This is a genomic window from Mycobacterium asiaticum, from assembly GCF_001673315.1.
GTDB lineage: Bacteria > Actinomycetota > Actinomycetes > Mycobacteriales > Mycobacteriaceae > Mycobacterium > Mycobacterium asiaticum_B.
Window position 1 is genome coordinate 84063 of the sequence record NZ_LZLQ01000098.1, and the last position, 18088, is coordinate 102150.

Annotated in this window: 19 protein-coding genes and 1 other RNA gene; 17 read left to right on the forward strand and 3 right to left on the reverse strand. The window is 63.7% G+C overall.

Annotated elements, in window-relative coordinates; all coding sequences use genetic code 11:
- Positions 1-19: 19 nt before the first annotated feature.
- The 9 genes from prfB (at position 20) to ssrA (ending at position 7234) form a co-directional block, all read left to right on the forward strand.
- Positions 20-1135, forward strand: a complete 1116-nt coding sequence (gene prfB, locus A5636_RS15630) for a peptide chain release factor 2 (protein ID WP_065159541.1) — start codon at positions 20-22, stop codon at positions 1133-1135.
- Positions 1125-2126: a mechanosensitive ion channel family protein gene (locus A5636_RS15635; protein WP_065159542.1), complete on the forward strand. Its 1002-nt coding sequence runs from the start codon at positions 1125-1127 to the stop codon at positions 2124-2126. The genes prfB and A5636_RS15635 overlap by 11 nt, the downstream gene beginning before the upstream one ends.
- A complete protein-coding gene (locus A5636_RS15640) occupies positions 2123-2575 on the forward strand; it encodes a hypothetical protein (protein WP_065159543.1) in 453 nt (150 codons plus the stop codon). Before A5636_RS15635 ends, A5636_RS15640 begins: the two co-directional genes overlap by 4 nt.
- Before the next feature lie 44 nt (positions 2576-2619).
- Complete coding sequence (gene ftsE, locus A5636_RS15645) at positions 2620-3309, forward strand: cell division ATP-binding protein FtsE (RefSeq protein WP_065159544.1); 690 nt, start codon at positions 2620-2622, stop codon at positions 3307-3309.
- On the forward strand, positions 3310-4203 hold the full coding sequence (ftsX, locus tag A5636_RS15650) for a permease-like cell division protein FtsX (protein WP_065159545.1): 894 nt from the start codon (positions 3310-3312) through the stop codon (positions 4201-4203).
- Positions 4204-4205: 2 nt separating this feature from the next.
- The gene (gene smpB, locus A5636_RS15655) at positions 4206-4691 is read left to right on the forward strand and encodes an SsrA-binding protein SmpB (RefSeq protein WP_065159546.1); all 486 of its coding nucleotides are present in this window, start codon (positions 4206-4208) and stop codon (positions 4689-4691) included.
- Between the two features lie 22 nt (positions 4692-4713).
- Positions 4714-5559 (forward strand): maleylpyruvate isomerase family mycothiol-dependent enzyme, encoded by an 846-nt coding sequence (locus tag A5636_RS15660; RefSeq protein ID WP_065159547.1) that lies wholly within the window; start codon positions 4714-4716, stop codon positions 5557-5559.
- Between the two features lie 159 nt (positions 5560-5718).
- Positions 5719-6681, forward strand: coding sequence for a hypothetical protein (locus tag A5636_RS15665; protein ID WP_065159548.1), 963 nt, complete (start codon positions 5719-5721; stop codon positions 6679-6681).
- Positions 6682-6866: 185 nt separating this feature from the next.
- Positions 6867-7234: a transfer-messenger RNA gene (ssrA, locus tag A5636_RS15670) on the forward strand.
- A 28-nt stretch (positions 7235-7262) separates the two neighbouring features.
- On the opposite strand, the gene A5636_RS27745 is transcribed toward ssrA, so the two are convergent.
- Positions 7263-7373 carry a hypothetical protein gene (locus tag A5636_RS27745; RefSeq protein ID WP_172827245.1) on the reverse strand — a complete coding sequence of 37 codons (111 nt, stop codon included), beginning with the start codon at positions 7371-7373 and terminating at the stop codon, positions 7263-7265.
- A gap of 59 nt (positions 7374-7432) precedes the next feature.
- On the opposite strand from A5636_RS27745, the gene A5636_RS15675 reads away from it, so the two are divergent.
- On the forward strand, positions 7433-7807 hold the full coding sequence (locus A5636_RS15675) for an FKBP-type peptidyl-prolyl cis-trans isomerase (RefSeq protein ID WP_065159549.1): 375 nt from the start codon (positions 7433-7435) through the stop codon (positions 7805-7807).
- A 216-nt stretch (positions 7808-8023) separates the two neighbouring features.
- On the opposite strand, the gene A5636_RS15680 is transcribed toward A5636_RS15675, so the two are convergent.
- On the reverse strand, positions 8024-8815 hold the full coding sequence (locus A5636_RS15680) for a methyltransferase (RefSeq protein ID WP_065159550.1): 792 nt from the start codon (positions 8813-8815) through the stop codon (positions 8024-8026).
- A gap of 632 nt (positions 8816-9447) precedes the next feature.
- Between A5636_RS15680 and A5636_RS15685 the strand changes: the two genes are divergently transcribed.
- The 4 genes from A5636_RS15685 to A5636_RS15700 all read left to right on the forward strand — a co-directional run bounded on the left by A5636_RS15685 (position 9448) and on the right by A5636_RS15700 (position 14921).
- Positions 9448-10284 (forward strand): DUF1206 domain-containing protein, encoded by an 837-nt coding sequence (locus A5636_RS15685; protein ID WP_065159551.1) that lies wholly within the window; start codon positions 9448-9450, stop codon positions 10282-10284.
- 167 nt (positions 10285-10451) lie between these two features.
- Positions 10452-11255 (forward strand): crotonase/enoyl-CoA hydratase family protein, encoded by an 804-nt coding sequence (locus tag A5636_RS15690; RefSeq protein WP_065159552.1) that lies wholly within the window; start codon positions 10452-10454, stop codon positions 11253-11255.
- A gap of 96 nt (positions 11256-11351) precedes the next feature.
- Complete coding sequence (locus A5636_RS15695; protein ID WP_065159586.1) at positions 11352-14498, forward strand: bifunctional cytochrome P450/NADPH--P450 reductase; 3147 nt, start codon at positions 11352-11354, stop codon at positions 14496-14498.
- Between the two features lie 81 nt (positions 14499-14579).
- Positions 14580-14921: a hypothetical protein gene (locus A5636_RS15700; RefSeq protein WP_065159553.1), complete on the forward strand. Its 342-nt coding sequence runs from the start codon at positions 14580-14582 to the stop codon at positions 14919-14921.
- A gap of 7 nt (positions 14922-14928) precedes the next feature.
- Here A5636_RS15700 and A5636_RS15705 read toward each other — a convergent pair whose 3' ends face one another.
- Positions 14929-16011, reverse strand: coding sequence for an SDR family oxidoreductase (locus A5636_RS15705; RefSeq protein WP_081287817.1), 1083 nt, complete (start codon positions 16009-16011; stop codon positions 14929-14931).
- Positions 16012-16266: 255 nt separating this feature from the next.
- Here A5636_RS15705 and A5636_RS15710 point away from each other — a divergent pair, with 255 nt between their 5' ends.
- From A5636_RS15710 to msrA, 3 genes are read left to right on the forward strand one after another with little or no spacing between them, the layout of a single operon-like run.
- A complete protein-coding gene (locus tag A5636_RS15710; RefSeq protein ID WP_065159554.1) occupies positions 16267-17037 on the forward strand; it encodes an SDR family NAD(P)-dependent oxidoreductase in 771 nt (256 codons plus the stop codon).
- A gap of 9 nt (positions 17038-17046) precedes the next feature.
- On the forward strand, positions 17047-17535 hold the full coding sequence (msrB, locus tag A5636_RS15715; RefSeq protein ID WP_065159555.1) for a peptide-methionine (R)-S-oxide reductase MsrB: 489 nt from the start codon (positions 17047-17049) through the stop codon (positions 17533-17535).
- On the forward strand, positions 17532-18068 hold the full coding sequence (gene msrA, locus A5636_RS15720) for a peptide-methionine (S)-S-oxide reductase MsrA (protein WP_065159556.1): 537 nt from the start codon (positions 17532-17534) through the stop codon (positions 18066-18068). The genes msrB and msrA overlap by 4 nt, the downstream gene beginning before the upstream one ends.
- Positions 18069-18088 lie beyond the last annotated feature (20 nt).

Sequence of the window (18088 nt, forward strand, 5' to 3'; positions counted from 1 at the left end):
GACGGTAACGTGGGCGCCTGTGGAAGTTGACCGTCAAGCCGATATCGCCGCCCTTGACGCCACCCTGACCACGGTGGAACGGGTACTGGACGTCGACGGTCTGAAGAGTCGAATTCAGACGCTCGAGCAGGAGGCGTCGGACCCGAAGCTGTGGGACGACCAGGCCCGCGCGCAGCGCGTCACCAGTGAGTTGTCCCATACGCAGGGGGAGTTGCGCCGCATCGAGGACCTTCGGCGCCGCCTCGATGACCTGCCGGTCCTCTATGAGATGGCCGCCGAAGAAGAAGGCGCCACGGCCGATGAGGCGCTGGCTGAGGCCGACGCCGAACTCAAGGCGCTGCGCGCCGACATCGAAGCGACGGAAGTGCGCACTTTGCTGTCCGGGGAGTACGACGAGCGTGAGGCATTGCTCACAATCCGCTCGGGTGCGGGCGGGGTCGACGCCGCCGACTGGGCCGAAATGCTGATGCGGATGTATATCCGGTGGGCTGAGCAGCACAAATACCCAGTTGAGGTGTTCGACACATCGTATGCCGAGGAGGCGGGGATCAAGAGCGCCACGTTCGCCGTGCACGCGCCTTTCGCCTACGGCACCCTGTCGGTGGAGCAGGGCACTCACCGGCTGGTGCGGATCAGCCCGTTCGACAACCAAAGCCGACGTCAGACCTCTTTCGCGGAGGTCGAGGTGTTGCCGGTGGTGGAGACCACCGACCACATCGAAATCCCCGAGGGCGACCTGCGCGTCGACGTCTACCGGTCCAGTGGGCCCGGCGGTCAGTCGGTCAACACCACCGACTCCGCGGTTCGACTCACCCACATCCCGACCGGTATCGTCGTCACTTGCCAGAACGAGAAGTCCCAACTGCAGAACAAAGTGTCGGCATTGCGGGTACTTCAGGCAAAGTTGTTGGAGCGTAAGCGTTCTGAGGAACGCGCCGAGCTCGACGCCTTGAAGGGCGACGGCGGCAGCTCCTGGGGAAACCAAATGCGGTCATACGTGCTGCACCCCTATCAGATGGTCAAGGATCTGCGCACCGAGTACGAGGTGGGCAATCCTGCGGCTGTCTTGGATGGAGACATTGACGGGTTCCTGGAAGCGGGAATCCGGTGGCGCAACAGGAAAGATGACGACTAATACTGTGTTTTTTGCTGGCCCTTCCCTCGGCCTAGCCTCCGCGGCACAACGGTGGCATGACTTCTGGCGCGGCCAGATCGGCGAGTGGATCATCACTCGCGGTCTGCGCATCGCCATGCTGGTCATCGCCGCGGTGCTGGCTGCCCGCCTGGTCAACTGGGTGGCCCAGCGGGTGACACGCTCGCTGGACGAGGGGTTCACCGAGAGCGACGCACTGGTGCGCTCGGAGGCCACCAAGCACCGCCAGGCGGTGGCTTCGGTGATCTCCTGGGTGTCGATCGTGCTGATCTCGATCGTGGTGATCATGCAGATCAGTGACGTGCTGCAATTCTCGGTGGGCGGCCTCGTCGCGCCTGCGACAGTGGTCGGTGCCGCGTTGGGGTTCGGCGCCCAGCAGCTGGTCAAAGACCTGCTGTCCGGGTTCTTCATCATCGTCGAGCGCCAGTACGGCTTCGGTGACCTGGTGGCGCTGACGGTCACCGGGGTCGCGGCGGAGGCCCGCGGGACCGTCGAGAATGTGACGTTGCGGGTGACCCGGCTGCGCTCATCGGACGGTGAGTTGTTCACGATCCCCAACGGCTCGATCGTCAAGACCATCAATCTGTCCAAGGACTGGGCGCGCGCGGTCGTCGACATTCCGGTGTCGACCAGCGCCGACCTCAACCGGGTGAACGAGGTGTTGCACCAGGAGTGTGAGCGCGCCCTCGACAACGCGGTGCTCGGTGAGTTGCTGCTCGACGCACCCACCGTCATGGGCGTGGAAACCATCGAGGTCAACACGGTCACGCTGCGTCTCGTGGCGCGCACCCTGCCGGGCAAGCAATTCGAAGCCGGGCGGCAGCTGCGGGTGCTGGTGATCCGCGCCCTGGCCCGCGCCGGCATCGTGACGGCGGCCGATGCGACCGTCGGCGTCGTCGACGACGGCGGCGTTCCTTACCCTGAGCGCAGCGAAGTGACGGACGCGGACAAGGGTCCGGTGGCCCAACGATGAAGCTGAAGCCGAACCTGCTGCACAAGCGCCGGGACAAAGGGGAACGGCGGGCGCCGAGCCACCTGTTCGGCGGCCGCATGCGCACCTCCACGCTGGTGCTGATCGTCGCGTTCCTCGCCATGTGGTGGACCTACGAGACCTACGGGCCGAACGAGGAGCCCCGGCGCAGCACGCCGCCGTCGCAGGTGGTGCCGCCGGGCTTTGTGCCCGACCCCAACTACACCTGGGTGCCGCGCACCCGCCTGCAACAGCCGCCGACCACGTCCACGCCGACTCCGACTTCGACTTCGACTTCGACCTCGACGACACCGCCACCGACGACGACAACAACCACGCCGTTGATCCAGTTGCCGTGCATCCCGCCGTTCTGCACGCCGACGTCAACGCCTAGTCCGAACCCGCCACCGCCGCCGCCGTTGCTGCCCGGTTTGCCGGCTCCGGGCAGCTGACTTTCGCGCCCTAGCGAAACACCCGGCTACACTGGCGTGCCGTGATGATCACCCTGGAACATGTCACCAAGCAGTACAAATCGTCGGCCCGTCCGGCCTTGGATGACATCAACGTCAAGATCGACAAGGGTGAGTTCGTCTTCCTCATCGGTCCGTCGGGCTCGGGCAAGTCCACGTTCATGCGGCTGCTCCTGGCAGCGGACACCCCGACGTCCGGCGATATCCGGGTGTCGAAGTTCCACGTCAACAAGCTGCGCGGTCGCAATGTGCCGAAGTTGCGCCAGGTGATCGGGTGCGTCTTTCAGGACTTCCGGCTGCTGCAGCAGAAGACGGTCTACGACAATGTCGCCTTCGCCCTGGAAGTGATCGGCCGGCGCACCGATGCGATCAACCGGGTGGTGCCGGAAGTGCTCGAGACGGTGGGCCTGTCGGGCAAGGCCAACCGGTTGCCGCACGAACTCTCGGGCGGCGAGCAACAGCGGGTGGCAATCGCCCGTGCGTACGTCAACCGGCCGCTGGTGCTGCTGGCCGACGAGCCCACCGGCAACCTCGACCCAGACACCAGTAAGGACATCATGGATCTGTTGGAGCGGATCAACCGCACCGGAACCACTGTGCTGATGGCCACCCACGACCACCACATCGTGGACGCGATGCGCCAACGCGTGGTCGAGTTGTCACTGGGCCGCCTGGTCCGTGACGAAGAGCGTGGTGTCTACGGGATGGATCGCTAAGTGCGCCTCGGATTCCTACTCAACGAGGTCCTGACCGGATTTCGTCGCAACGTCACCATGACTGTGGCGATGATCCTGACGACGGCGATCTCCATCGGGTTGTTCGGCGGCGGACTGCTGGTAGTGCGGTTGGCCGACAGCTCGCGGGATATCTACCTCGACCGTGTCGAGACCCAGGTCTTTCTCAACGACGACGTGTCTGCCAACGACCCGTCGTGCGATGCCGACCCCTGCAAGGCGTTGCGGGAGACGATCGAGAAGCGACAAGACGTCAAGTCGGTCCGGTTCCTCAACCGCCAGCAGGCCTACGACGACGCCATCCGCAAATTCCCGCAGTACAAGGACGTTGCCGGCAAGGACTCGTTTCCTGCGTCGTTCATCGTCAAACTGAACAACCCCGAGCAGCACAAAGATTTCGACGCGGCGGTATCAAGCCAACCCGGGGTGCTTTCGGTGCTGAATCAGAAGGAGCTGATCGACCGCCTGTTCGCTGTGCTGGACGGTCTGAGTAGTGCCGCCTTTGCCGTCGCGCTGGTCCAAGCCGTGGGGGCGATCCTGCTGATTGCCAACATGGTGCAGGTTGCGGCCTATACGCGCCGTACCGAGATCGGGATCATGCGGCTCGTGGGAGCCAGTCGGTGGTACACCCAGCTGCCATTCCTGGTGGAGGCGACTTTGGCGGCGACCATCGGCGTTGCGATCGCCATCGCGGGCTTGATCCTGGTGCGAGCGTTGTTCCTGGATAGCGCGCTGAACCAGTTCTATGAAGCCAATTTGATTGCCAGGGTCGACTATGCCGACATTCTGTATGTGTCCCCGATTCTGTTGCTGCTCGGTGTGGCGATGTCGGGGTTGACGGCGTATGCGACGCTGCGCCTCTACATACGGCGGTAGGAGTGGCGAAAAAGCCGCACGGCGACGGCCGGAAAATCATCGCCAGCAATCGCAAGGCCCGACACAATTATTCGATTCTCGAGGTCTTCGAGGCCGGTGTCGCTTTGCAGGGCACCGAGGTCAAGAGTCTGCGCGAAGGTCATGCGTCGTTGGTGGACGCATTCGCCACCGTCGACGACGGGGAGATCTGGCTGCGCAATGTGCACATCCCCGAGTATCGGCACGGCAGCTGGACCAACCACGAGCCGCGACGCAACCGCAAACTGCTCCTGCACCGGCGTCAGATCGACGCCCTGATCGGCAAGATCCGCGAGGGCAACTACGCGCTGGTGCCATTGTCGTTGTACTTCCGCGACGGCAAGGTCAAAGTCGAACTGGCGCTGGGCCGCGGTAAGCAAGCGCACGACAAGCGCCAGGACCTGGCCCGCCGCGACGCCCAGCGAGAGGTGATCCGGGAGCTCGGGCGGCGAGCCAAGGGTATGGGCTGATCAAAGGGCTTACTATCCGAGCATGGCTGACCGTCCGGTAACCCTGCTCGACAAGTCCGAAGTGCTGACCGGCCTCTTCACGGTGTGGGACGACCTTGATGAGTTGCTGCGCGGCCTGTCCGAGCCGGACTGGCGGACACCCAGCGCCCTGGCGGGCTGGGACGTGCAAGCCGTCGTATCGCACATCATCGGCACCGAATCGTTCCTGCAGGGGATCAGTCCGCCCGCGCCCGATGTCGACGTGTCCGCGCTGCAGCACGTCCGCAACGAGATCGGGGTGATGAACGAGTGCTGGGTGCGCCATCTCAGCCAGGAACCGGGCGCCACTGTGCTCGAGAAATTTCGCGAGGTGACCAGCACGCGACGCAAAGTGCTCGACAATATGTCCGTCGACGACTGGAACGCGGTAGGCCCCACCCCCGCGGGCCCGGACAGCTACGGGCGGTTCATGCGCATCCGGGTGTTCGACTGCTGGATGCACGAGCAGGACATCCGGATCGGTCTGGGCCGGCCCTCCTCCGACGAGGATCTGACGGGTCCGGCTGCCCAACTGTCTCTGGCGGAGATCGAAACTTCGATGGGATTCGTCGTCGGCAAGCGCGCCGGAGCGCCCGACGGTTCGCGGGTGCTCTTTGATCTGACCGGTCCGCTGGCCCGGCAGATGCGCGTGCGCGTCGATGGTCGCGCCCGGTTGGTTGACGACTTCGGCGGTCTGGACCCGACGACCACGATCCGCGTCGACGCGTTGCAATTCACCAGGCTTGCCGGTGGGCGCCCACTGTGCCCGCAGCGCAGTCAAGACATCGAATTTGACGGCGACGAAGAACTGGCGGCACGCATCGTCGAACAGTTGAATTTCGTGATCTGACGGCCTATTTCGCTGCGCTGGCAGCTTCAAGAAGGTCGCAAAGCGATCTATGTCACAAGATCGCGGTAAATGTTGATGTCGCCAGAGGGATGGGTAGCCGAAGTAGCACAGGCGCTTTCGCGCCAACAATCGACGGAAGCCTTAGGAGGCCTAACCATAATGACTGCACCAGATACGACCAGACTGCTCGCGCAGCTTCGCACTCTGCTCGATCTGACCAACACCGAAATCCAGATCGCGGAGACTCGCGTAGCGCAGGCTCGCACCGAGGCCGTGCGCCGTGAGCTCACGCAGAACGCTGAGAATGGCCGAGTTCGAGCCGAAGCCATCCAGTCGGCGATTCGCGAGTTGGGCGGTTACCCCGACGTGTTCGGCCCGTTCTTGGGTCGCGCCGCGGCTGCGGTGAAGGCCCTGACCGAACAGGCCGAGCCGTTCGACGAGGCACTGCTGGGTGACTTGGCTCTCGAGGACCAGCTGTTGGACCGCGCGCGCTACACCAAGGCGCTTGCTGTCGCCGCTGAGAACAAGGCAGTTGAAGAGCTGGCGAATCGCCTCATCACCGCGCACGCGGCGACGGTCGACTGGCTGACCACCGTGCTCGCCGAGGACGCGCTGGGCGGTCCGGCCGCGCTGCGTCGTACCCCGGTGCAGGCTGCTGCCGGCACGGCGGTGAAGTTCGTCAACCTGCCCGTGACATGGACGGCGCGCGGCGTCGACCGTGCCGTCGAGACCCTGCGCAACGCGGGTCCGGCGTTCAAGGAGCTGGTGGAGCGCGGCGGAAACGCCAGCGAGATCGCAGCGAAGGCCGTTTCTGCATCGCAGAACGCCGCGTTGCGGGCCGCGGAGCGCGTCACCCGCAACGAGGGCGCGGACCGTGCTGCGGATGCACTGCACCAGGGCCGCGAGACCGTTGGTGTCCTGGATGCCAGCGAGCTCCCGATCAAGAACTACGACGATCTGAACGTCAACGACGCCGTGGCCGCGATCAAGGATCTCGACAAGCCGCGTGATGTGCGCGTCATCATCGCCTACGAGGAAGCGCACAAGGAGCGCCAGCGCATCATCTCGGCCGCGCAGACTCGCGTCGCCGCGATAGCCAAGGAGGCCGTCGGCATCAGCTAGGCCGCGGTCGCGCCGAGTCCGGGCCGTCAACGCTCCACAGGCCCTGCTCGACGACTGACTAAGCCGAGTACCCCCGGTCGACGATGATCGGGGGTACTCGTCTGTCAAGGGAAGATAAATGCGTTGCCGCTGGTTGATAGACGCGTACTATGGGTTTTCCTGTCGGAAAGTCGGCAGGGATGCGAGGGGCTGAACGGTTTCGACTTCGCGCATCGAATCAAGGGAAGCGTGCCGGTGCAGGCAAGAGACCACCGTAAGCGTCGTTGCAACCAATTAAGCGCCGAGAACACTCAGCGCGACTTCGCTCTCGCTGCCTAAGCGACAGCAAGTCCGTCAGACCGGGAAAGCCCTCGACCCGGACCCTGGCGTCATTTAGAGGGATCCACCGATGAGTTCGGTCGCGGGACTCATCGGGACACCAACAGCGACTGGGATCGTCATCCTGGCTGGTTCGCGTGACCAGGAGATCCAAGTAGAGACATAGCGAACTGCGCACGGAGAAGTCTTGAGGGAATGCCGTAGGACCCGGGTTCGATTCCCGGCAGCTCCACCAAAGAATTGGTCAGGGCCGCAAGCCCTTTTCACAACGGAGGGGCCACGATCACCGAGGTCTTGGCCTTGGTGATTACCGCCGCTCGGACGGACCGCAGCAAACGGCCACGGAGCGGGCTGCAACCGTGGCTGCCGACCACGACCAGTAGTGCTCGGCCCCCGTCGGCAAGACCACCGACCGTCTGCCAATGTGGTGAGCATGACTGCGAACAAACCCGAGATCGATTTCCCCGGTGGGGAGCCGCCCACCGGCCTGGTTGTCACCGACATCGTCGAGGGCGACGGTGCGGAGGCCACCGCCGGTAACACGGTGGTCGTGCACTACGTCGGTGTGGCCCACTCCACCGGCGAGGAATTCGACGCTTCGTATAACCGCGGTGAGCCGTTGACGTTCCGACTCGGCGTCGGCCAGGTCATCCAGGGCTGGGACCAGGGTGTGCAGGGCATGAAGGTAGGCGGTCGCCGTCAGCTGCTCATCCCCGCCCACCTCGCCTACGGTGAGCGTGGTGCCGGTGGCGTCATCAAGCCCGGCGAGTCCCTGATCTTTGTGGTGGACCTGCTTGAGGTTAAGTAGCTACGGCCGGGACTAGCCTTTGTCAAGCAGACACCTGCGGCTCGTGCGTTCTGTCGGCCACGTCGTCGGGGTGAGAAGAGCGACGACACCAATCCGATTCGCATGCGTTGCCGCGCAGGCCAATTCACCTGCCTGTGCACCTAACACTGCGCAGCACAGCGGAATCCCCCTGCGACTCGATAGCAGTCCTGGCAGCGGGCAACCGCTTCGACCTATTCAGATCAGTCTGGGTATCAACGCTTTTCGCTCGGGTGGATAATCGGGAAACTTCTCCTGATACCACCTGTGAGTGGCGAACGCCCGCGGCACCAAGTTGCCTGCCGTGATCAACAAAATGATCACCCCGGCGAGTGACCAGGTCAGCAGGGCGAACCCGGCCCACGCGATCAGCTCGCCCAGGTATGTCGGGCTGGTGACGAAGCGGAACCCGGCGCCGTACGGGATCTTGTACTCGGTTGCGCCAGGGTTCGCTTTCTCGCGCAGGTTGCGCACGATCGACTCCGACCGGACCAGTAGGAGGAATCCGGCGAGGTAGACAACCAGCCCGGCAAGAAACCGTGGATCGGTCAACCAACCGACGGCGTACTGATGTTTGTAGTCATGGCTGAAGAACGCGCCGTTGAGGTAGCCGTGCATCGTGGTGATCACCATCCCAAAGGCGAGCACGACGATATTGAAGCTGCCGCGTTTGCCTGGCACCTGTCTGATCGACAACGGGAAGAACCAACCTCGGTTGCCGTAATGCATTAGCCAGATTGCCGCGAGCACCAGCGGCGTGGCGTCGAATCGGCACGGCCCAGTGAGGTAGAAAATGCCGAACACCACGGTTGCGGGTATTTCCATGAGCCACCAGCCGAGTTTCGGATTGAGATTTACTCCGCGCGCCGTGGCCCCGAATCGGCCGTAGGGACTCTGCCGGAACAAGCCGCCGATGATCACCAGGGCCGCGATAACCAGACCTATCGTCACAACGGTGTCGTAAGTGGTGTTGCCGGTGTACCAGTTCATCGAGCTCCCTTCGAGAGCTGACATCGTCGAGCATGTCAGGCGAGCATGCTTGCCGTAGTAGAACAACTTTTTATCAGTACGGGATCGGCAAGGCAGGTGAGGCGTCCGGCGGCGAAGTCTCCCGAAAAGACCTCACGCAGATCAGGCGCATATCTTGGTCGTAAAAGTCGAACGACCCAAAGGAGCCATCGGTGGCTGTGGAGTTCCGTTGAACGGGGACCGACCCAACTGGGGTTGGGGGGAGAAGGAGCCCGTGCCGATGTTCACCGAGGCCGAGATCCGCTCGGCCTGCGAGGAGTCGGGGCTCCCGGATAGCAACGCCAACAGCGTCATTGAGCAACTCATTGAGAATCGTCGGAGCGAGCGAGCTGCCGGGCGAGATCCAGGCGAAGGTGGCCTATCCGAACGAGACGCTGGGACTTAGCGCTGTGCGGGATGGGGCGGCCCGAGATCACGGGGAAGGCGGGCGCTCGCGACGGGCTGGTCGCGTTCCATCGCGTCGAACCTCGTGTACCGCTGACTGAAGATGAATCGACTGACTAAAGATGAATCGACCCGTGTGCGCATTGCCCGGCCCCGCGGTGGGTAACTGCTTATTACACAGCGGTCCACTAGACGAAGGCGAGTACGCGATGAGCAGAGTGACTGTCAGTGCGCAAAGCCATGCGGGAGACGTCAGATCCAAAGTCGCGCGGGTCGGTCTGATAGGCAAGGGAGCGCTCTACGTGCTCCTGGGTTTCCTTGCGATCAAGGTCGCTATGGGTGATGGCTCCTCGGAAGGCGCTAGTAAGGCTGGGGCGATCCAAACGGTCGCGCAGGCGCCCTTCGGTAAGTTCCTGCTGATCGCCTTGACGGTGGCTCTGATCGCGTTGGTGGTGTGGAAATTCAGCCAGGCCGTCTCGGGTGATCCGATCGAAGGGTCGGACGGCAGCGATCGGGCCAAATATGCGGGCAAGGGCGTTCTTTACAGCGGTGCGGCGCTGGCGTCGCTGTCGATTCTCATCGGGAACTGGGGCGGCGATGCCGGCGCGGTCCCTAGTGGTGGCGGTGGTGGTGACGGCCAGCAGCATGCCGCCGGGGTGGTCATGAGTCTGCCCGGCGGACGGTGGATCGTGCTGATCGTCGGCCTCGCCGCAATCGGCTTCGGTGGCTACGAAATTTACAAGCACGCCATCAACCGGGGCTTCATGAAGCGCACCGGAACGCTGAGTCAGGACAAGCGAAAGGTCATCGAAGCGCTGGGCCGGTGCGGTTACGTGGGCAGTGGGCTGGTGGCCATCGGTGTCGGGTTCTTCTTCGTCATCGCCGCCCTGACTTTCGACCCGAGGAACGCCAAGGGGTTGTCCGGGCTGTTGGCCGAACTCGCCGGCCAGGGCTGGGGGCAGGTGGTCCTCTGGCTGATCGCCGTCGGCTTGTTCGCCTACGGTCTGTTCTCGTTCGCCGAGGCGCGCTACCGCCCCGCGACCTAGCGCGGCTTGCAGACAACCGGCGCGTTCCACGGACTTCGAGAGCCGGTGCGAGTCACGGGTTGATCATGGTTCCGATCTCTCTGGTGGTCGGTAACCACAGCGCGCGCCGGACAGCTTGCAACACTCTTGCGTCGGCTGGCCGCCGCTGGCGCGATAGATTGCTACCCGTGAGCGAAGACAGAGTCCGGGTGCGGGTCGCCGACAACGGCGTGGCTACGGCGACCATGGTCCGTGCCGACAAGCACAACGCGCTCGACCAAGCGATGTTCGAAGGGTTGGTGGATGCCGCAGCGCGGCTGACCGGTGATTCGTCGGTTCGCGCTGTCGTCCTGCACGGTGAGGGCAAGAGCTTCTGCTCAGGTCTGGACGTGGCAAGTTTCATGGGCGGCGAAGGTGGCACCGGTGTCTTGTTGACCCGAGAAGAGGGCCGGCCGGCGAACCTCGCTCAGCGCGTGAGCTACGACTGGTCGTTGGTGCCGGTCCCGGTCATCGCCGCCATCCACGGCAACTGCTTCGGTGGCGGTCTGCAGATCGCGCTCGGCGCCGACATCCGGATCGCCGCGCCGGAGGCGAAGCTGAGCATCATGGAAATCAAGTGGGGACTCGTTCCCGACATGGGTATCACGCAGACGCTGCCGCGACTGCTACCGATCGACGTCGCGAAAGAGTTGACGTTCACCGGCCGCATCGTGTCGGGCACCGAAGGCTCCGAACTCGGACTGGTCACGCGGACGGCGGCGGATCCGCTGTCAGCGGCGCTGGCCCTCGCGGACGAGATCGCACAGAAGTCACCGGATGCCATTCGTGCCGCCAAGCGCCTGTACAACGAAACCTGGCTGAGCAACGACCCCGCGGGTGCACTCGAGCTCGAATCTGTCCTGCAAACCGGGCTGATCGGCACGCCCAACCAGATTGCGGCCGTAGTCGCTGGAATGTCCGGAGAGCAACCGGTTTTCGCCGATCCCGTTTAATGCCACGACATTAAAGAGCGGCCAAGCGGAGCCGTTGGATCCGCTGACGAAAATCGACCGGGTCGAAGGCCGCGCAGGAGGCCTATGCTGCCCCACATGAGCGAGTTTCACGTGTCGTCGCCGCCGGAGCTTGACGGCGTTCCCTCAGCTGAGGGACTTCTTCCCGGGCGCGATCAACTCCTCGGCCGTCCGCGGGCGCTAGCCGTGGACCTACTCGGCGAATTGCACGGTCCGCTGTTCTACGCGGACTTCAACGGCGGCATCAGGAAGCTCTACGCGTGTTCGCTGGAACTCGTCACCGAGCTGTGCGACGAAAACCGCTTCGCCAAGAACCTCACCACCACCCTCGCCCGAGTACGGCCGCTGGCCGGCGACGGCCTCTTCACGGCCTTCCACGGCGAACCCAACTGGCAACGAGCACACGATGTGCTGCTACCCGGATTCAGTTACGCAGGGTTGCGCGCCTATCACGACGCGATGCTGGACATCAACAACAAACTGATCGCACGGTGGGACGCCAGCGCCGGGATCGGGCCGGTGGATGTGTCGAACGACTTGCAGAAACTGGCCATGGACACCGTGGCGCTGGCGGGATTCGGTTCGCGCTTCGACTCTTTCGAGTATCCGGGCCTGGCTCCTATCCCGCAGAGCTTCACAACAGCACTGGGGGAGTTGGCGTCTCAAACTCCGACGGCCGTGTTCAACGAGGAACTGAGCACTTTGTACCGGTTCATCGACGGGTTGATAGCCGAGCACAGGTCTGGTGGCGAGTCCGAGGACCTGTTGGCCCTGATGCTGCAGCAGGATCCGGACGGCAGACCCGTTTTGGACACCGACAATATCCGCAATCAGATCATGACCTTCCTGATCGCCGGACAACTCACCACGTCGGAGTTAATGCCCAACACGCTGTTCAACATCGTCAGCGATCCGGCGGTGCTGCACCGGGTGCAGGCGGAGGTGGACTCCGTATTCGGAACCCAGGACGACTACCAGCCCGGATACGACGACATCGGCAAGCTGAGCTATCTTCGGCAGGCCATCGAGGAAACCCTGCGGCTGTCGCCGCCGGTGCTGAACTTCGATCGAATGGCATTGGAAGACACCGTGATCGGCGGCAAGTATCCGATCAAGCGCGGTGAGGCGGTAACCGTACTCACCGGGGCATTGCACCGTCAGCCGCAATGGGGCGACAATGTCGAACTCTTCGATCCCGACCGCTTTACTCCCGAACGTTCGGCTGCCCGGCCTGCCGCGTTGTTCAAACCCTTCGGGACCGGGGCTCGATCCTGCATCGGCCGACAATTCGCCCTGCATGAGTCCACAATGGCGCTGGCTCGGCTCATTCACCGCTACCGCCTCATCGACACCTACCACTATGTGCCGCAGTGGGAAACCCCGAACAGCCGCCGCCCCGTCGGATTCCATCTCGACGTCCTGCGGCGCACTCCGCAGGACCGTACGGTCGTCGCGCCGCCTGCGGAGGGCGACGCACCGAGCGCGGAACCACACCCAACGGCGATCACCGCAGGCACCAGACTGGCCATCTTTTACGGCTCGAACCTCGGAACGTGCCGGGCGCTGGCCCGTCAATTCGCCGACGATGCAACGGCTTTGGGCTGCTCAGCGACGGTGGCCCGCCTCGACGACGCCGTCGGCGGTTTCCCCGATGCCGAGGCCGTGCTGATCATTGCGTCCTCCTACAACGGACAGCCGACCGACGACGCGCGCGGCTTCTACACCTGGCTACTCGACTCGAGTACCACTCTGAGTCCGGTGCTCAACGTTGCGGTTCTCGGTGTGGGAGACCACAACTGGGCCGAGACTTACCAGGCTGTTCCGCAGCGCATCGACGAGCGGCTCGGCGAGCTGCAAGCCAACCAATTGGTGCCGCGGGCAGCGGCAGACACCTCCGGAGACATGGTCGGCACAATCGAGGAGTTCGCTGCCGCGCTGTGGTCGTCGTTGGCCGAACTTTTCGGGGACCCCGACGCCGCGCCACTCACGGATGCGGACGAACCGCTTTACGAACTGCGCCGGATCGTCGGTCCGGTGACGGCGGCCATGGACGCACGGTCGTCGGTGATCCCGATGACTGTCGTCGAGCGAACCGAACTGGTCAGAGCTGGTCTGGGGCAAGCCAAAACCAATGTCCGCGTGGAACTTCCGGATGGCATCGACTACCAGACCGGTGATCACCTCACGGTGATGGCGGACAACCCGCCCGCGGTTGTCGACGCGGCTTTGGCCCAACTCGGCATTGATCCCGGACTGCGGTTGGCGATCAATCCGCGGCGCAGTTCGCGGCGGCTCATCGCGTTGGACCGTGAGGTCAGTGTTCGCGAACTGCTCACGCACTTCGTCGAATTACAGAAATCGGTGACGAGCAGTCAACTGCACCGCCTTGCGGCGGCCAACAGTGATCCAGCGCAGCGCCAGCGGCTCACGGAGCTGGCCGAGGAACCGGGCGGTTGCCCGTTCAGCGTGCTGGAATGCCTCAGTGAATACCCGGCCTGCGTTCTCACCGGCGCCGAACTTCTCGAACTGCTCGATCCCATGGTGCCGAGGCACTATTCGATCGCATCGTCGTCACTGCTGTCGCCACGCACGGTGGGGCTGGTCGTCAGTGTGCTCGATGCGCCCGCTCGCTCCGGGCGCGGCCTGTTCAAAGGCGTCGCCTCCAACTACCTCGCGACAGTCCAACCGGGGCAGTCGATCCGGGCCCGCGTGGACCCGGCCCGCCAGGCGTTCCGGTCCGGTGCCGATCCGGCCAAGAACGTCATCCTGGTCAGTGCCGGAACTGGGGTAGCACCGTTCCTCGGTTTCCTCGGCGACCGACTGGCCGCCCAACAGACCGGTGCGCCGGTAGAGCCTGCGTTGTGCTTCTTCGGAGTGCGCGACCCGGAGGTCGACTACATCTTCCGGGACCGGTTCGAGCAGGCCGAAGCCATCGGCATCGTGCAGATGCGTCCCGCGTTCTCCCGGGCGCCGCAAGACGGTGTTCGCTACGTGCAGGACCGGATCGCCGCGGACGCCGACGAGGTGTGGGACCTGTTAGGCGACCCGGCCAAGGACACCCACGTCTACGTGTGCGGCGACGGGGCCCGGATGGCGCCGGCGGTGCGCGGGTCGTTCCTCGACATCTACCGGGCACGAACGGGTGCAGACGACGAGCAAGCCCGCGCCTGGCTGAACGGGCTCATCGAGTCCGACCACTACGTCGAAGACGTCTGGGCTGGGTGAAAACGGAACTAGCCGAACAACTTCCGCAACCCGACCATCTGTTGCGGTGATGGCCTTGACCGGTGCCATTAGAGTTGATGTATGGGTGGTGAGTTTATCGAGATCCGGATAACCCACCCTCGGGAATTGATCCAGTCGGTCCCCGAGGCGATCCGCCCGCGGCTACTGGACTGGCAGGTCGACCATAAGGGTAGGCACGTCGCCGGGCGCTATCGCATTACCCGTTACGAGCAGGACGGCCAACCGAGGTGGTGGTTGGACGGCACCGGTCAGCACCCGTGGACCAGTGACGACGTCGAGTACCTAAAGGATGTAGCCGAACATCACGCCGGTCGGCTGCTGCACCGACAGCGATGGCGGCCCAAGAGCATGTTCAACGACCAGGAACCGCCACTGTGGCTGAGTGGCCGAGGGTGGTCCTGATCGAGCGCTACGCTCCGGGCCTGCGGCGGACCAGCCCGTCATCGAGCATCTGCTGGAAGTGCTCGGTGACGGTCTGTTCCAGCGGCCGATAGGTCAGACCCAGCTCGTTTCGGCTGCGGCTGTTGTCGAATGCCAGCGGGTAACCCACGTTGCGGTCGACGAACTTTCGCGTCAGGCCCGCGACGGGTGCGATGGCCTTCACCACGACCTTGGGCAGCGTCGTCCACGGGAACGGATAGAGCGGCCCGTATTTGCGACGCAACATCTTGCCGATCTGCAGCAGAGTCACCGAATCGGCGTTGACGATGTAGCGGCCATGAGCCTCCGGAGTGAAGCCGGCGCGCAGGTGCGCATCGGCGACCTCCCGCACGTCCACCACCCCCATCATCAACCCGGGAGCTCCGGCGAACAGGGTGCCGTCGGTGAATTGCTTCATTGTGCTCAGGCTGGCGGAGTCGCTGGCACTGGTCAGGGATGGGCCGAGCACCAGGCCCGGGTGGATGGTGACCATGTCCCAGCGGTCCTGCGCCTCCTGGTAGCGCCACGCCTCGCGCTCGGCCACCGTCTTGGAATACGGATACGGCTGGTGGTCGACGCTGCTGGTGGTGTTCCAGTGTTCGTCGGTTAATACCCCGCCGGGGACGTCGAGAGAATCGCGGTTGTCGCCGCAGATCGCAACCACACTGCTGGTCAGCACCACGCGCTTGACCGACGGCGTGCGGTTGACCGAGTCCAGCACGTTGCGGGTGCCCTCCAGCGCGGGGCGCACCAGCGCTTCCTGCGCATCCTTGACCCCGGACAGCAGGAATGGCGACGCGGTGTGCATGACGAGCTCGCAGCCGTCCATGGCCTCGTCAAAGCTGCCGGTTTCGAGCAGGTCCGCCTTGAACAGTCGCAGCCGGCCGGGGTGAGCGTCTGAGAGCTTGTGCAGATGCTCCAAACCAGAAGGTTTCTGCGGGTTGCGCACCGTGCCGTGGACGGTGCGCCCCGCTTCCAGGAGCAATCTGACGATCCAGCTGCCGATGTAGCCGCTGGCACCGGTGACGAGTACCGGCGCGTCCGGATCGATCGCCGTCGATGATTCGCTCATGTAGGTGTTCCTCTCTGGCGGGTCTCGGGTCAGCGGCCACGTGCTACTTGCCGCCCCATAGCGTAGGTCACGTTCGAACTCACCCGGGTGAAACACCGTTGGGGTGATGACGGCTCACCCCGCCGGGCAGCAGACTGAAGCCAGTTCAACGACGACGTACCAGCGGCGGGTGTTGCCGCCGGGCGACAACCCATTGCCGGACACGCAGTGGCCCACCAGGATTCGTCGAGAATAATCAGCAGAAGGGTTCTCATCATGCATTTCGATTCCAAGAAGGTCATCGTCGTCGGGGGCAGCGCCGGTATGGGCCGGCAGGTCGCCATTGATATCGTGCGCCACGGCGGCAGCGCGGTAATCGTCGGCCGGTCGAAAGAGCGTGTCGATGACACCGTGACTGGACTGACCGGTGACGGAGGCCAAGCCTGGGGGATCACTGCCGAGTTGACCGATCGCAGCGCGGTCGCCGATGTTCAGCGCGCTCTTGCTGAGCATCACGCCGATGCGACGCTCTTGGTCAACGCAGCCGGATTCTTCGTTCCCAAGCCGTTTCTCGAATACGATGCCGCGTTCTATGACTCCTACTTGGAGTTGAACTACGCGCTGTTCTTCCTCACGCAAACCGTCGTCCAAGGCATGATCGCCAAGGGTGAGGGCGGGGCCATCGTCAACATCGGCAGCATGTGGGCACATCAAGCGATCGGTCTGACCCCATCGTCGGGATACTCGATGCAAAAGGCCGGCCTGCATGCCCTGACCCATAACCTCGCTCTCGAGCTCGCCGAGCACCAGATTCGGGTCAACGCGGTGGCGCCGGCCGTCGTCAAGACGCCGCTCTACGAAGGCTTCATCCCCAAAGACGAAATCGACGCCACCCTAGACACATTCGCGCCACTACATCCGCTGGGCCGAGTCGGCACTCCCGCCGACGTGGCCAACGCAGTGACGTATCTGCTGTCTGATGCGGCAAGTTGGGTCACCGGCGCCATTCTCAACGTCGATGGCGGCATCATGGCCGGCCGCAACTAAGGAGACCTGGTGTCACACCAATACAGCAAGCGCCCCGGCGCGGTCGCGGCGCTGAGCCCCGAGCAATTTCATGTCACCCAGGAGAACGGCACGGAGCTTCCGTTCACCGGTGAGTATTGCGACAATCACGAACCCGGTATTTACGTCGATATCGTTTCTGGTGAGCCGCTTTTCGCCTCGGTGGACAAGTTCGACAGCGGAAGTGGTTGGCCCAGCTTCACTCGGCCCATCAACGCGGACAGCCTGATTGAAAGACCCGACCGCAGCCACTTCATGGACGACATCGAGGTGCGGTCGGCCCACGCTGATAGCCACCTGGGACATGTATTCCCGGATGGCCCCGCCGAGGCCGGCGGGTTGCGTTACTGCATCAACTCGGCGTCGTTGCGATTCATTCACCGCGACGACCTGGAAACCGAGGGTTACGGGCAGTATCTGCGCTTGTTCACAACAGCGTCATCCGGGCAGCACGACAGCATCGAGGAGCAGCAATCATGACCGACCACAACAAGATCGCCATCCTTGCCGGTGGATGCTTCTGGGGCATGGAGGACCTGTTCCGCGCCCAGCCAGGTGTGGTGTCGACCCGGGTCGGTTACACCGGTGGCAGCAACACACACCCCACCTACCGCAATCACCCCGGCCACGCCGAGGCAATCGAAATCACCTATGACCCAGACGAGACCGATTACCGGGCCCTGCTGGAATTCTTCTTCCAGATTCACGACCCGACCACCAGAAACCGTCAGGGCAACGATGTCGGAACCAGTTACCGGTCAGCGATTTTCTACCTCGACGACGAGCAAAAGCAAATAGCGGATCGGACCATCGCGGACATCGAGGGTTCGGGGCGGTGGCCCGGAACCGTTGTCACCGAAGTCAACCCGGCCGGGGAGTTTTGGGAAGCCGAACCCGAGCACCAGAACTACCTGCAACGCTACCCATCCGGTTACACATGCCATTACGTTCGCCCCCAGTGGACGTTGCCCAGTCGCAGTGACGGTGCCGGCGCGGAAGCAGCTACGGCCTGACGTGCCTGGGAATAGATGCT